This is a genomic window from Streptococcus sp. F0441 (assembly GCF_000314775.2).
Lineage (GTDB): Bacteria > Bacillota > Bacilli > Lactobacillales > Streptococcaceae > Streptococcus.
Genome location: NZ_KB373321.1, coordinates 691,629 through 706,132, shown reverse-complemented (window position 1 = coordinate 706,132; position 14,504 = coordinate 691,629). Strand labels below are relative to the sequence as shown.

Genomic DNA, 14,504 nt, shown 5'->3' with positions numbered 1-14,504 from the left:
AAAAATTTCTTTTTTAATCGACGTAATCTCCGCCTTCAAAGCCATAGTACTCTTCCAAACTGAGACCACTTGCAGCAATTTCTTTGGCTTCTTTTCCGACGTAGCGAAGATGCCATTCTTCCGCCATGTAGCCAGTCTCTTTTTCCTTGCCTTTGAGATAGCGAACTACAAAACCATAGTCAGCTGCATGATCTAAGAGCCACTGGGCCGCCTTCTCCTCTGTAACCAATTCTCCATTAGTCCCAATCAAATCAAAAGCAAGACCTGTTTGGTGTTCACTGTATCCAGGGCGGGCTGAGTAGCGATCTGCCTCTTCCTTACCATCTTGATTCACATAGTCTTGATAAAGTTTGGTTTGAGTTTCATAACTTCTAAAACCACTGTAGTGATCGCTGATTGGGTAGCCAGCTGCTTGCATTGCTGCAATGAGTTTCAGCAACTCCGCCTTGGCTGTTGGATTTTCTCCTGGATTGTAGTCTTTTGACAAAGGATAGTGCTTATTAGCTACGACGATTTCATCGTATTTCCCTTGTATACTATAGTGATCTCCCTTATTGACAACTTCTGCCTTCTTCTGACTAGAAGCTTGAGATTTGCTCCCTACAGTACCCTCAGGTTGACTAGTTTGTTCCGTTTTTTGAGTATTTTCTTCATTTTTAGGTGTTTCTTGAGAACATGCTGCTAGGGTTACTGCTAGCAAACCGGATAAAACGATGTATCTTTTTTTCATTTTTTTCTTCCTCTCTTAAATCACATGCTTCTCTAATTCATCGGATAAGGTTTTAATCATTTGTTCCAACTCACGGGATTGCACTTGGCAATCTTCTGCCGCCATTTCTTCCCAGGGCACCCACCAGACTGGACCACGACCATTAAGACCATGACCATTCATATCACCTGATCGTCTTGGAAAGAGGTGCCAGTGAGCGTGGGCATCTCCATTTCCTAGAAGTTCGATGTTCATCTTTTCAGCTTTAAACGCTTTGGCAACAGCTTCTTGGACCAAACTCATTTCCTCTAGAAAACGAAGTTTCACAGAACTCTCCATCTGATAGAGTTCTGTGACATGCTCCTTTGCTAGAAATAAGGTATAACCCCTAAAGTATTGGTGGTCTCCAATAACAACATAGCCTGTTTCTAGTTCTTTTACAAAGTAGGGATTCTTCCCTACCTTTATCCATTCAATTCTTTGACAAATCAAGCACATATTAGTCTACCAATGCACTCTTGAGATAGGCGTCTACCATACGCTCAGTCGCCACGACCGAATCAATGTGTGTTCGTTCGTAAGAGTGACTGGACTCAATACCAGCTCCAAGGAGGGCATGCTTGACCTCTGCTCCTGCTGACATAGCTGCGGAAGCATCCGAACCGTAAAATGGATAAATATCGAGCTTAAATGGAATATCTTGCTCCTTTGCCAAAGCCACTAAATGTTGACGGAAGTCGTAGTGATAGGGACCCGAAGCATCCTTGACACAGATAGACACTGTATACTCATCCGTCTGCTGGTCATCGCCCATAGCTCCCATATCGACAGCCAGATATTCTACTACCTGAGCTGGAATATTGGAGTTGGCACCGTGGCCCACCTCTTCAAAGACTGAAAAAGCAAAATGAGTTGTTACTGGCAATGCAATCCCCTCTTCCTTATAAACACGAAGAAGATTGAGCAAAATCGCTGCGCTGACTTTATCATCCAAGTGACGGGACTTGATAAAACCAGTCTCTGTCACGACAGTTCGCGGGTCAAAGCTGATAAAATCACCGACCTCAATTCCAAGAGCACGAGTTTCTTTTTCATTGGTCACTTTTGCATCCAAACGCACTTCCATATTGTCCTGTGTGCGTTCTGCAGTTCCTGCATCCTTGTAGACATGGCAAGAAGTCTGGTGGATGAGGATGGTTCCAGATACCTTTTTACCTGTGCTAGCCACATGAACCGTACAGTTCTCCCCTTCAATCATGTTCCAAGGGAAACCACCGACACGGTCCATTTTGAGACGACCGTCTGGTTTGACAGCACGGACAATAGCTCCGAGTGTATCCACATGGGCAGTCACATAGCGATGTTGTTCATCATTTTGACCTTTAATGGCCACATTGACACCGCCCTTGGCTGTACGAACCGGCTGGTAACCAAGCTCTTCTAAAGTATGGACTAGGTATTCTGAAATCTCACGAGTAAAGCCCGTCGGAGATGTAATAGCGGTTAGTTCTTTGATATAGTTTATAGTCTGATTCATTTCTTCACCTCTTTTGCTACCTATTATAGCATATTTCAGTAGAGAGGAAAAAAGAAAAATCACTCCTGTAAAGTTGACTTACAAAAGTGATTTCTATTTTTTTATTCCATCTCAAAAACATCACTCTCTTGCTTGTTTGGTAGAACCAGTGAAAGCAAGATTCCGATAATAGCTGGCACTAGCCATGGTAGAGAGGCAGCTGCAAATGGAAGAGCATTGACGAGATTTGCTAGAAACTCAATCTTAAAAGAACTTCCAAGGACGCTTGCAAGAGCAATCGCTGTAACAAGCCCAATAGTTAACTGCATACCTGGTTTTGATAGGGCGACAAACTTATTAACAATCACAATCATCACAATGGCGATGGTGATTGGGTACAAGATTACCAGTACTGGAACTGAATACTTAATGATTGCATCAAGACCAAGATTTGCAATAGCAAATCCAATCAAGGTAAAGGCAGTTGCATAGACCTTGTAGCTGATTTGTGGGAAACGTCCATTAAAGAACTCTGCTGTCGACACAATCAAGCCAACTGTCGTTGTGAAGCAGGTTACAGTTACCATAACAGCAAGGAAGAGTTGAGCTGTTGAACCAAAGATTTCCTGAGTAGCTTGCGACAAGATATAAACACCTGGTGTTCCACCCTTCATTGCTTCTGCTGGTACCGGGAAGTGATTTCCAAGGAATCCTAAACCGATGTAAAGAGAGCTAAAGGCAAGAGCTACAACGATACCAACCACCCAAATAGTTGAAATGTACTCTTTCTTACTTGAGAATCCAAGTTGTTTCAAGGTTTGAACAGCAATGACACTGAAAGCCACTGAGGCAAGAGCATCCAAGGTATTATACCCTTCTAGGAAACCTGTCCCAAAAGCAGAGGATTGATAGGCTTCTGAGGCCGCTTGAGGACTTGTTCCACCATACTTGAAGGCACCTAGTACAACCAAGATAACGATCAACAAAGCAAAGACTGGTGTCAAGATACGTCCGATCCGATCCAAAATCTTTGATGGATTGAGTGAAATCAAATAAGCCGCTGCAAAATATAGTACGGTAAAGACAATCAATCCAAGTCCTTTATTCGCATCTGATAAAAGGGGGCTAATCCCGACTTCGTAAGCTGTTGTGGCTGTACGTGGAATGGCAAAGAAGGGACCAATCGATAAATAGAGGACTGCGAGATAAAGCGTCGCAAACCAAGGTGAGATTTTCTTAGAAATCTCATAAATGTATCCCTTAGGATTGAGAGTTCCAATAATGAGAGTCAAAACGGCGATACCGACGCCTGAAAAGACAAAACCTGCAATGGCAGGAAGAAAATGTTCTCCAGATAGGGCACCTAGAGAAGGCGGAAAAATCAAGTTCCCCGCACCAAAAAATATTCCAAACAGGAGCAAACCTGTTAGGGCACCTTTTTTAGCCATAAAGAATCTCCTTCATATTTCTAAAATACTGACCTAGTATATCACGAATAAGAGTATGAAAAAAGCATCACGAAGTAAATATTGAATGTTTTCAATATTTTTAAAAATAAGAATTATCTAAAAACAAAATCCTCCTACCTAGTACACACCAAGTAGGAGAAATGCAAAATTTTAAAGATTTTCAAAGGCCGTCATACCACCTTGAACATTGATGACCTTATATCCATGCTCCTCTAAAAACTGGCAAGCACGAGCTGATCTCATCCCAGATTTACAAATAACATAATGTAACTGCTCCTTGTCCAACTGCTCATAAGTATCAGCCAGTTGACTAAGCGGTAAGTTGTGTGCACCTTCTAAATGAAGCATCTTGAACTCTTCTATTTCTCTCACGTCCACTAGAGAAAGCTGACCATTTTGGTAAAGCTGATAAAATTCATCGAAGGAAATTTCTTTCATTCTTTTTCTCCTAAAATCGTTTTAATTCTTCTTTGCAACTCTGGCACCACTTCTGACTCAAACCAAGGATTCTTAGCCATCCAGATTTGATTACGAGGAGAAGGGTGAACTAGGGGGAAATACTCAGGCAAGTAGTTCTGGTAATGTTTTACCCGCTCTGTTACCTTGCCACTAACCTTCTCATGAAGATAATAGGCCTGAGCATATTGTCCAATCAAAAGGGTCAATTCAATATTTGGACATTCCTTTAGGAGTTGTGGGTGCCATTTTTCGGCAAAGCCTTTACGGGGTGGAAGGTCGCCTGATTTTCCATGTCCTGGGAAATAAAAGTCCATGGGAATAACTGCAAACAACCCCGAATTGTAAAAGGTGTCTTCATCAACACCTAGCCACTCACGCAGACGATCACCGCTCTTATCCTTCCAATAAATTCCAGCTTCTTGCGTTTTAAAGCCCGGAGCTTGACCGACAATATTGATACGAGCAGTTGTTGGCGCTGCAAAGAGAGGTTCGATTCCGCGTTCTGTGTAGCTGGTATTCTGTGGATCCGCCATAATGGCTTGCTTGATTCTTTCGATTTGAGACATCTGTTTTCCCTCCAAAAAGAAGTCTAAGCATAAAATCTTAGACTTCTATCGTTTTATTTGATTAATTCATAGATAGCTTCTGCATAGATTGCTGCTGCTCGGAAGAGATCATCCAAGGCGATGAATTCATTGGCTTGGTGCATGGTATCAATAGAATCTGGGAACATAGCGCCGTAGGCAACACCACGTTCTAGCAAACGGCCGAAGGTTCCACCACCAATGACTTGCTCGTGACCTTTAAGACCAGTTTGTTTTTCATAGACATTCAACAAGGTTTGAACGAGTGGATCTTCCATTGGCACATAGTGAGGGGTGTGACCGTGTTCAGAAAGACTAACAGAAGCAACTGGCAAGTTTTCAAGAACTGATTTGATTTGCTCTGGACTTGTTCCTTTTGGATAACGGAAGTTGAGGGCAATGGTATTATCAGTACTTGCTTCGTCAAAGCGGAAAACACCCGCATTCATAGAAAGGGCACCCATCTTTTCATCAACATGAGCAACCTCGAGATTTTCACCCTCATGGTCATTCAAGAGAATCTTACCAGCGATGTCGAGGTAGTCTTTGGCTGGTCCAGCAAAGTCAAATTGACTGAGGAAGAGTGCTAGGTAAGTAGCTCCATTGACACCTGATGCAGGCATAGCACCATGAGCTGATTTACCAATGATGGTCACCTTGTATTTGCCAGCTTCTTCTTTGATTTCTCCTCTGAGTCTGTGTTCTGCAACAAAGGCATCTAATTTAGCTTGCAAGTCAGCCAAGTCTCCTGAAACGACTGCTGTTGCTGATTCAGGTACCATGTTTTCACGCAAACCACCCGTGAAGCTGTGAAGACGGGCAGCGCCTGTATTTTCACCTGCAAAGTGGAGGTATTCTGTGATATTTCCTTTTTCACCGTTGATGATTGGGAATTCAGCATCTGGAGAGAAACCAAAGTCTGGTTTTGCTAGTCCTACATGGTCAAAATAGTAGTCCATGTCAGCCCAGCCTGATTCTTCATCAGTTCCGACAATAAAGCGAACCTTTTTAGAAGTTGGAAGGCCAAGTTCTTTAATGATTTTCAAACCATAGTAACAAGCAGTTGTAGGTCCCTTGTCATCGGAAGCACCACGCGCATAAAGGCGACCGTCTTTGATAGTTGGTGTATAAGGGTCCGTGTCCCAACCGCTGCCAGCAGGCACCACGTCCATGTGGGCAAAAATTCCAAGAACTTCTTCTCCATCACCAAACTCAAAATGTCCTGCATAGTTATCAACATTTTTAGTCGGATAGCCATCGCGGTCTGCAATTTCAAGGAATTTTTCCAAGGCTTTTACTGGACCAGGTCCAAATGGATGATCAGCATCCGCCTTGCTGTCATCACGTTCTGAGTTAATTTCCAAAAGGCTAAACAAGTCAGCCAAGAGGTCTTCTTTGCGTTTTTCTACTTCTGCTGTAAAATCAATTGCTGTCATTTTTTTCTTCCTTCTATCTTTTCTCGATGATTTCATCTACTGGCAAGCGGTAGCTTGGTTCCAATTTTTCGTCTGTGTAACCCACTGTAATCAAGAGTTCTGGGCGGAAACGGTCTTCGATGTTCAAAACCTCATTGGCTTTTGATTTATCAAAACCAAGGATAATGTTAGAACCGATTCCTTGGTCTGTAAGAGCCAAAACCAAATTCATGGCAACCAAACCTGCATTGAGTGCTAGGTAGTCGCTGACCTGTTGTTCACTGTAACGTGCAAATTCAGCAGGCAAATTTTTCATAAAGTATTGAAGTTGCTCTTCTGAGAAATTCTTTGCACCACCAACACGGGCAATCTTGCGAGCACGTTTAGCAAGGTCCGTATCTGTAAACAAGGCAATGGTTACAGGTGCTGATGACACCTGCTCAAAGTTCGAACCGTATGCCAATTTTGCCAATTCAGCATTTTTCTCACGAACGACTACAAACTTCCATGGCTGGCTGTTATGGGCACTTGGAGCTAAGGTTGCGATTTCAATAGCCGTACGTACATCTTTGGGATCCACCGGCTTATCAGTGAAATGTTTGGTTGCATGACGTTTTTTATTTAATTCAAGAAATTTCATGATCGATTTCCTTTTCTAATTCTACTGCTTCCATTTTACCATATTTTGAAAGAGCTTGCAGAGATTTTTCATAGAGTTAGTACTTCTTTCAAACTCTCTGCTATTAATTTGGAGCTCTTTAAGTAGGTATCGCTTTAGATTTGAAGCAATCAAAAAGCAGGTGATCGAACACCTACTTTCTTATATTATTGACCAGATGTGTATGGAGCAATTGCTTTATACGCTGACTCCAGTGCTTTCTTCATTGTGTCACGTCCAGTTTTCAACTGTTGAACAAATAGAGTACGCGTTTGTTCTGGCACTACTGTATCATCAGAACCAATACTTGAAAGGCTTTCGTTAAATGACTCTCTTACAGTCTCCATAGACTTAAGCGCTGGTTCAACTTGGGCGTTATATGCTTCTTTTCCACTCTCTGGAATTTTTTCCCCAATTTCAACTGCATGCTTTTTATAATTGTCGACTAATTTGCCAAAGACTTTCTTCACATCTCCAACAGTTTTAGCATTGTCAATTTCTTCATCGGTGATCAAAACAACCTCATTATTTTCTGTCTTAGAACTAGACGTTGTTGATGAAGTCTCTGAAGAAGAAGTTTGTTCTACAGAGCTTGAAGCCTTAGTCGAAGAATCAGACGTTGTTTTCCCTGAACATGCTGCTAAAACAACAACAGATAAAAGAGCCATACTGGCTGTAATAATTTTCTTCATAATGTTCTCCTTTTTATTAAGAATTGAGTTCATTGTATAACAAAATAATTTCAATGTCAAACTTTAGCTAAGGCATCTTTTCTTCCTCATCGTCTGACTCTTTTCTAAGCGATTCGACTACAAACCTCACTTCAAAATATGGGCTACCCGCTTTATTTCTAACTTTGCAGAAAATCAAAATAATCTTTTACATCCTCTACATACCCGTGCTTTTCGATTAAACTAGCCAAAAGTTCCAAATTGTGCCCCTGATAGTTATCTTCACGACGTAGTTCTTCATACATTTCGATAAAGGGAAGGCCCTTGGACTTGGCCAATTCTAACTCCGCTTCATAGTCATAAGCGACTTTACGAAATAGTATATTGACCAATTCCCCATCTTCCACTTCTATCACGGCATACTGGGCACGGTGATTTTTTAACGCCTCCCAGTTAAAATAGGGCATGCCAATCGAACCTGGATTGATGATTTGTTGCCCTCGACTACCATAACGAAGCAACTGCTTGTGAACATGACCATAGACCGCCACGTCCGTTTCCTCATCTAGGAGTTGGTCAAATTTCTCTGTATCATTCTCAACTAGCAAGTCACCACCATAGTTCTTATTTGGCAAATTATGAGAGATAGAAAAGCGCAATCCGTCAATTTCTTTCTTTTCCAGCAAAGGCAAGCTTCGTAGCCAGACAATCGTTTCAGAATCCATTCGCTCCATCAAAAACTGGGTCAATCGCATGAGCTGGACTTCCTGTGGGTCTTCTAAGCCATATTGCCCATCTAAAGCCTCAAGGACACAATCATCCCAATTGCCTCGAACACTTGCTGTGATAGGAAAGTCCTTTAGCAGAGCGACCAAGTCATTTGCACCTGGACCAGGAAGAAAAATATCTCCCATAAGCCAATATTCACTGGCTCCTTGAGTTTTAGCATCTGCAATCACCGCTTCTAGCGCTGTCACATTGCCATGAATATCTGATAAAATTGCGATTTTATGGTTCATGATGGTTTTCCTTTTTCTATTTCATCTAGCCAATTGTGAAACTCCCAACGAAGAGGATTTTCCTTGCCTATTCTTTGTCTCAAATAACCTTGATATTGAAGATAGAAAGCGTAATCTCCCCAACTACTCCACACTTGAGAAGGTCTTGGGATACACAACTGTTTGTTCGCCCTCTCTAACACGATGTTATCTATCGGTACGTGTAAAAAAGGAAAAACGAAGTCTAGGGTTACAGCTTCAAGCATATACAGATACTTGAAAGTCATATTAATCCACTTTTGAGCATGACCGTAAGTGAATCGAATCCCATTTGAGCGATAGCAATCTATCAAAACATCACAAGTCCTATGATGCCAACTATCAAAATCAGTTTGACACAGCTTGTCCCGATTCAAGAGATTTAAAATCGCTTCTTTGATACACTTAGAAGCTTGATTTCTCATCTCCAAGCGCTGTTCATCTGGCATGCCATGAAATCGCAAGGTTCGATTAAAATCAAGATAGGCTCGAGTAGTTGCAGCTAAAAATAAATCTTTTGAATTCCCAAAGTAAGCAAATCGTAAAAAAAGGAGTATATCTCTGTCAATCTCAATACTATTCATTTCTTCTACTTTCTATCCAGATACTTATTCTAATTCTTTTAATGGTTCCGCCACTTGAGCCAATTCCACTTCTTCCTGAGGGTTCAACTTTCTCTGAACAGCTTCTGCGACTACCCTTGGCACACCAACTTCGACAATCTCATCCAAACTGGCTTCCTTGATTTTAGTGAGAGACTTAAAATGTTTCATGAGATTTTGCTTGCGTTTAGATCCCAATCCTTCAATCCCATCCAGTTGTGATGAAAAGGAATTTTTGGAGCGCAGTTGCCGGTGGAAAGTGATAGCAAAGCGGTGCACCTCATCTTGGATGCGTTGGAGGAGGAAAAATTCCTGAGAATTTCGTGATAACTCCACCACCTCAAGCGGATCCCCAAAGAGTAGCTCATGGGTTTGGTGCTTGTCATTCTTTTGCAGACCTGCAATTGGGATATCCAAACCTAGCTCTTCTTGGATGACTTGCTTGGCGATATTGACCTGACCTTGTCCCCCATCGATGACAATCAAATCTGGTGGAGTCAAAGCCTCACGTTGTACTCGACCATAACGTCTGCGAATAACCTCACGCATACTAGCATAGTCATCTGGACCGACAACCGTTTTTATCTTGTACTTTCGGTAGTCTTTTTTACTTGGTTTGCCATTGACAAAAACCACCATAGCTGAAACAGGACTGGTTCCCATGATATTAGAGTTATCGAAGGACTCGATGCGAACCGGAGTCGGAATTTGAAGCAAGCGTCCCAGATTTTCAATAGCTCCTTGGGTCTTTTCAACAGATTTTTCTAGCAGATTGAACTTCTGCTCCAGACTAACACGAGCATTTTTTACGGCTAGATTAACCAGTTGTTTTTTCTCTCCACGCTGGGGTTTGAGAATCTTGGTATCCACCAAGGCTTTGACAGCTTCTTCATCGATATCCTGCGGAATCAGCACCTCATTGGGAACCAGGTGGGATTTTTCTTGATAGAATTGTCCCACATAGGTCAAGAAGTCCTCATCCGGATCATTGTAGTAGGGGAAAAGATTGACGTCCCGCTCAATGAGCTTGCCTTGACGGACAAAGAAAACCTGAACACACATCCATCCCTTATCCACATAGTAACCAAAGACATCGCGATTTTGCAAATCTTTCGCCATGACCCTTTGCTTGGTCCGAAGTGTTCCAATGGCCTGAATCAAATCGCGATATTCCGCCGCACGTTCAAACTCCATACTTTGAGCTGCCTTTGCCATCTTCCCCTTGAGGTCATCGATAATTTTGTCATCCTGTCCTTTTAGGAAATCAGAAACCTCCTGAGCCATGGACTGGAAATAGGCCTCATCTTTCTTACAGATGGTGTGGGCCATACATTGGCCGATATGGTAATAAAAACAGACCTTAGACGGCGGATTGGTACACTTACGAAAAGGAAAAATCCGATCCAGCAGTCGCTTGATTTCATTGGCTGCCCCTACATCTGGATAGGGACCAAAGTAAAGACCGCCGTCCTTCTTGACCTGACGGGTGATAATCAAACGAGGATAGCGCTCATTTGTGATTTTGATGAAAGGATAGGACTTGTCATCCTTGAGCATGATATTGTATTTAGGCTTATTCTCCTTGATCAGGTTGATTTCTAGGAGAAGCGCCTCAATATTAGACTCAGTGACGATAAATTCAAAATCCACAATCTCAGATACCAGAGCTTCCGTCTTGGTATCATGACTGCCACGGAAATAGGACCGCACGCGATTGCGCAGATTTTTAGCCTTTCCTACATAGATAATAGTACCATTTTTATCCTTGTGAATGTAGCAACCAGGGCTGGTTGGTAAGAGCTCTAGTTTTGATTTGATCAAGTTGTTCATAGTTCCATTATAGCAAAAAGCCTGTGACAGGACGAACAAAAAGCCCCACCAATCACTTGTTGGAGGAATTTTGATTTTATTTTAGATTGTACCAACTTCATCTAGTCGCTACTGGTATAGAGTTCTTGAACAGCTTTCACATCCCGAGGCTGAATTCCATAGTAGGAACCTGCCGGCTGCATGACAGAAGTTTCGTTGGTATGATCCAATCCGATAGCATGCCCCAGCTCGTGCTCCGCCGTGTGCACGATCCGTTCATAAGAATAACCATAGTTTGGATTGGATAGATAATAGTGATTCAGGCGAACCGTTACAGATATAAATTGTTTGGTCAATAGATTGGTTTGACTCTCGGCTTGACCAGCTACAGCGGTCGATCCATCATTCATCTCACTTGCCACAATATCTGCCTGGCTAGGATCCGCAACCACCTCAAAGGTAAAAACTCCCGTTTGATTCCAGTTCTTTATAGCTTCTGCATAGGCAGCTTGGAAGGTCTCATCCATCTGAGGCTCAATATAGATGCGAGCTGAGGCCTGAGCCCACTTGCCTTCTGCATGTTGGTGACTGTCTGTCTGAGACAAGACTTCCAAAGTCCCCGTTTCCTGCCATTGATTCCAGCCACCTTGACCAATCTGGCTCATTTTTTCAACCTGATTGACCGCAGAATGAAAATCACCAGACAGATACCAAACCACTCCAAAGGCAATGAGAAGTAGAATGACCACAGTCCAAACCAGACGCCAGAAGAGACGCCAAATTCCCAACAGAAATCGGAACAATAATCGAATAATCCAGAACATGACGCTCCACCTTTCATAAAAATAAGAACCTATCTTGAAATCGCATTCTCCTTAATCAAGGTAGATTCTCTATTTTACTGAAGAAAGCTGAAAGAAACCTAAAACTAAGATAAGCGCTCTTCCAAGACAAAGTCAATTGGTAGTGTAGCTAAAAAACGTTCCAATTGTTTTTCCCAGTAGTACCACTCGTGCTTACCTGGACTATGACTATAGGTCACCTCAAAACCTAGTTTTTTGAGGTTTTTCTCTGCGAGGTTATTGGCAGAGTAAAGATAGTCTTGCTCCCCACACCAAGCCCATAGTTTGGTCTTTTGATCGGACTTTGCAGCCATGCTTTCAAGCGAATGAGGACTAGCTGTCCAGTCTTTGATTTCTCCAAAAACTCCTCGCCAGTAGGCAAGCGATCCCAGGTCTTGACTTTCAGGAGAAAACTCTTGAAAACTGAGCGCACCAGAAAAACTAGCCGCATGAGAAAAACGATTTGTCGATAAAGCGAGTTTGAAGGAGCCGTAGCCACCCATGGAGAGACCTGCTATGAAGGTCTTTTCTCGCTTGCTGGTCATATTGGGGAAGAAACGTTTCATGACTTGGGGGAGTTCTTCTGCTAAAGCTGTATAGTAGTTATAGCCATACTGAGTATCTGTGTACCAGCCATTATTTGTATTGGGCATGATAACAATGAGATTGGTCCCGCGCAACAAGCGTTCGACATTGGTACGTTTGAGCCAGCTATTTTGATTTCCTGACATTCCGTGCAAAAGGTAAAGAACAGGAATATCTGTGCAATCTGGTTCAGTCACCCGACTAGCATCTGGATAGAGTACAGTAACACCCCACTCCATATCCAAAACTTCAGAGTAATACTCAATATTCATAACTGCCATGAATTTCTCCTTTTACTATTCTATAAGAAAAAGCCGAATTTCGACTTTTTCTGTAGGTATTCTGCTTATTATTTTGCTTCCATCACGACTGGCAAGATTGCTGGGCGACGCTTGGTTTGATCAAAGAGGTACTTGGTCAGATTGTCACGAACCTTGCCTTTGAGATCTGCCCAATCAAAGTCATCACCTTGAAGATACTCTTCTACCGTTTGGTTAATCAATTCGGAACTTTCACGGAGAATGTCGCGACTCTTCTTAAGGTAGATAAATCCACGCGTGTGAACACGAGCCTTAGCCACAATCTTCTTCTCACGACGGTTAACAGTGATGGCCACGATAAAGATTCCATCCTCTGACAAGACCTTACGGTCGCGAAGAACGACATTCCCAACATCACCAATGGCATTTCCATCAATCATGACATCTCCTGCAGAAACTGCTCCAGCTGGGACGAAGTCTCCATGTTCATAGGACATGGTCGTTCCCTTTTTAGGGATGAAAATGCGCTCTGGCAACATTCCAACTGCCATGGCAGCCTTGGCATGCGCATCCAACTCACGGTACTCCCCTTGGACAGGGAAAAGATATTTCGGTTGCAAAAGATTGATCATCAACTGCAAATCACGCGCATTTCCGTGTCCGGATACTCGCAAACTCTGGGTAATGAGTTTTACCACACCACCAGCTTGGTAGATCATATTTTCAACACGAGCTACAACTGCTTCTTTGGCGGTAGATGGAGTTGTTACAATATAAACCAAGTCCCCATCCTTGATTTCTACATAACGGTGGCGCCCAACGGACATCTTGCGAAGTCCATTGATGGGTTCACCCATACGACCTGTCTCTAGGATAATCAACTCATGGTCTTCAAAACGAGACATTTCTTTCGGTTTAATCAAAAGGCTTTCATTAGCTAGAGACAATTTTTTAAGTCTAATCGCAGTGCGGACGATATTTTCAACATCAAATCCAGTCAAAACGACTCGGCGACCAGTCTCCGCAGCTGCATCAAAAACCTGCTGGATACGAGAAAGGTTGCTGGCAACTGCTGCAACGATGATCCGACCGTCCCAGTCAGCGATGGTTTGGGTAATTTCATCCCCAACTTCACTCTCGCTCGCCACCTGAATATTGCTGTCTGCATTCGCAGAATCACTGAGAAGTGCCAAGACACCGTCACGGCCGATTTCAGCTAAACGTGCAAAATCCGTCGCATAGGATTCACTAGCCGTCTGGTCAAATTTGAAGTCGCCTGTGTAAACAATGTTCCCTTTTGGTGTTTTTAACACAACTCCCAGACTTTCTGGGATAGAGTGAGTCGTACGGAAGAAGGAAACCACCGTTCCCCCAAAGTCAATCTCCGTATCCTCATCAATCACATGGAAGTCATTGAATTTCTTAACAGCATCATTGCCTTTAACAAAGAGTTTTGCCAACTCGATGGTCAACTCAGAACCAAACACAGGCACCTTAGCCTCTGCCAAGAGATAAGGCAGGGCACCAATGGCATCCGCATGCCCGTGAGTCAAGAAGACCCCTGCGATACGGTCGCTATTTTCAAAAAGGTAGTCCATGTTTGGAATGACGACATCAACCCCTAGTTGTTCATTTTCAGGGTATTTAAGCCCTGCATCCAAAACAAAGATAGATTCATCGATTTCAGCAATGTACATATTTTTCCCATTTTCTCGTACACCACCAAGTGTTGTTAAACTGATATTACTCATTTTTCCTCCGAAACCTTAGTTTATCTTGATTATAGGGTAGGTTCACCCTCTTATTCTAAAAGTTCTCAAACTCTCAGCCGAATCTTTTCCTACCATTATACCATTTTTTTGATGATTTTCAAAATGAAGATTTGTTT

15 protein-coding genes are annotated in these 14,504 nt (G+C 42.6%); all 15 read right to left on the bottom strand.

Annotated features, from left to right (window positions below; all coding sequences use genetic code 11):
• Window positions 1–13 precede the first annotated feature (13 nt).
• Complete coding sequence (gene ldcB, locus HMPREF9188_RS03270; protein ID WP_000747747.1) at window positions 14–730, bottom strand: LD-carboxypeptidase LdcB/DacB; 717 nt, start codon at window positions 728–730, stop codon at window positions 14–16.
• A 15-nt stretch (window positions 731–745) separates the two neighbouring features.
• Window positions 746–1,207: an HIT family protein gene (locus HMPREF9188_RS03265; RefSeq protein WP_000335644.1), complete on the bottom strand. Its 462-nt coding sequence runs from the start codon at window positions 1,205–1,207 to the stop codon at window positions 746–748.
• 1 nt (window position 1,208) lies between these two features.
• Entirely contained in the window at window positions 1,209–2,246 is a 1,038-nt protein-coding gene (locus HMPREF9188_RS03260) for a M42 family metallopeptidase (RefSeq protein ID WP_001076934.1), read from the bottom strand.
• A 101-nt stretch (window positions 2,247–2,347) separates the two neighbouring features.
• Window positions 2,348–3,673 (bottom strand): branched-chain amino acid transport system II carrier protein, encoded by a 1,326-nt coding sequence (gene brnQ / locus HMPREF9188_RS03255; RefSeq protein WP_001074570.1) that lies wholly within the window; start codon window positions 3,671–3,673, stop codon window positions 2,348–2,350.
• 171 nt (window positions 3,674–3,844) lie between these two features.
• Window positions 3,845–4,132 (bottom strand): rhodanese-like domain-containing protein, encoded by a 288-nt coding sequence (locus HMPREF9188_RS03250; protein ID WP_000659136.1) that lies wholly within the window; start codon window positions 4,130–4,132, stop codon window positions 3,845–3,847.
• On the bottom strand, window positions 4,129–4,719 hold the full coding sequence (locus HMPREF9188_RS03245; protein ID WP_000078138.1) for a uracil-DNA glycosylase family protein: 591 nt from the start codon (window positions 4,717–4,719) through the stop codon (window positions 4,129–4,131). Before HMPREF9188_RS03245 ends, HMPREF9188_RS03250 begins: the two co-directional genes overlap by 4 nt.
• Window positions 4,720–4,772: 53 nt before the next feature.
• Complete coding sequence (gene pepV, locus HMPREF9188_RS03240) at window positions 4,773–6,173, bottom strand: dipeptidase PepV (RefSeq protein ID WP_009729900.1); 1,401 nt, start codon at window positions 6,171–6,173, stop codon at window positions 4,773–4,775.
• A gap of 13 nt (window positions 6,174–6,186) precedes the next feature.
• Window positions 6,187–6,792 (bottom strand): nitroreductase family protein, encoded by a 606-nt coding sequence (locus tag HMPREF9188_RS03235; protein WP_000670154.1) that lies wholly within the window; start codon window positions 6,790–6,792, stop codon window positions 6,187–6,189.
• 185 nt (window positions 6,793–6,977) lie between these two features.
• Complete coding sequence (locus HMPREF9188_RS03230; protein WP_009729899.1) at window positions 6,978–7,502, bottom strand: hypothetical protein; 525 nt, start codon at window positions 7,500–7,502, stop codon at window positions 6,978–6,980.
• 158 nt (window positions 7,503–7,660) lie between these two features.
• Window positions 7,661–8,500: a metallophosphoesterase family protein gene (locus HMPREF9188_RS03225; RefSeq protein WP_009729898.1), complete on the bottom strand. Its 840-nt coding sequence runs from the start codon at window positions 8,498–8,500 to the stop codon at window positions 7,661–7,663.
• Entirely contained in the window at window positions 8,497–9,102 is a 606-nt protein-coding gene (locus HMPREF9188_RS03220; protein WP_009729897.1) for a hypothetical protein, read from the bottom strand. Before HMPREF9188_RS03220 ends, HMPREF9188_RS03225 begins: the two co-directional genes overlap by 4 nt.
• A gap of 24 nt (window positions 9,103–9,126) precedes the next feature.
• On the bottom strand, window positions 9,127–10,950 hold the full coding sequence (gene uvrC / locus HMPREF9188_RS03215; RefSeq protein WP_009729896.1) for an excinuclease ABC subunit UvrC: 1,824 nt from the start codon (window positions 10,948–10,950) through the stop codon (window positions 9,127–9,129).
• A gap of 101 nt (window positions 10,951–11,051) precedes the next feature.
• On the bottom strand, window positions 11,052–11,753 hold the full coding sequence (locus tag HMPREF9188_RS03210) for a M57 family metalloprotease (RefSeq protein ID WP_009729895.1): 702 nt from the start codon (window positions 11,751–11,753) through the stop codon (window positions 11,052–11,054).
• 104 nt (window positions 11,754–11,857) lie between these two features.
• Window positions 11,858–12,637 carry an alpha/beta hydrolase gene (locus tag HMPREF9188_RS03205; protein ID WP_009729894.1) on the bottom strand — a complete coding sequence of 260 codons (780 nt, stop codon included), beginning with the start codon at window positions 12,635–12,637 and terminating at the stop codon, window positions 11,858–11,860.
• A 68-nt stretch (window positions 12,638–12,705) separates the two neighbouring features.
• On the bottom strand, window positions 12,706–14,367 hold the full coding sequence (locus HMPREF9188_RS03200) for a ribonuclease J (RefSeq protein WP_009729893.1): 1,662 nt from the start codon (window positions 14,365–14,367) through the stop codon (window positions 12,706–12,708).
• Between the last annotated feature and the right edge of the window lie 137 nt (window positions 14,368–14,504).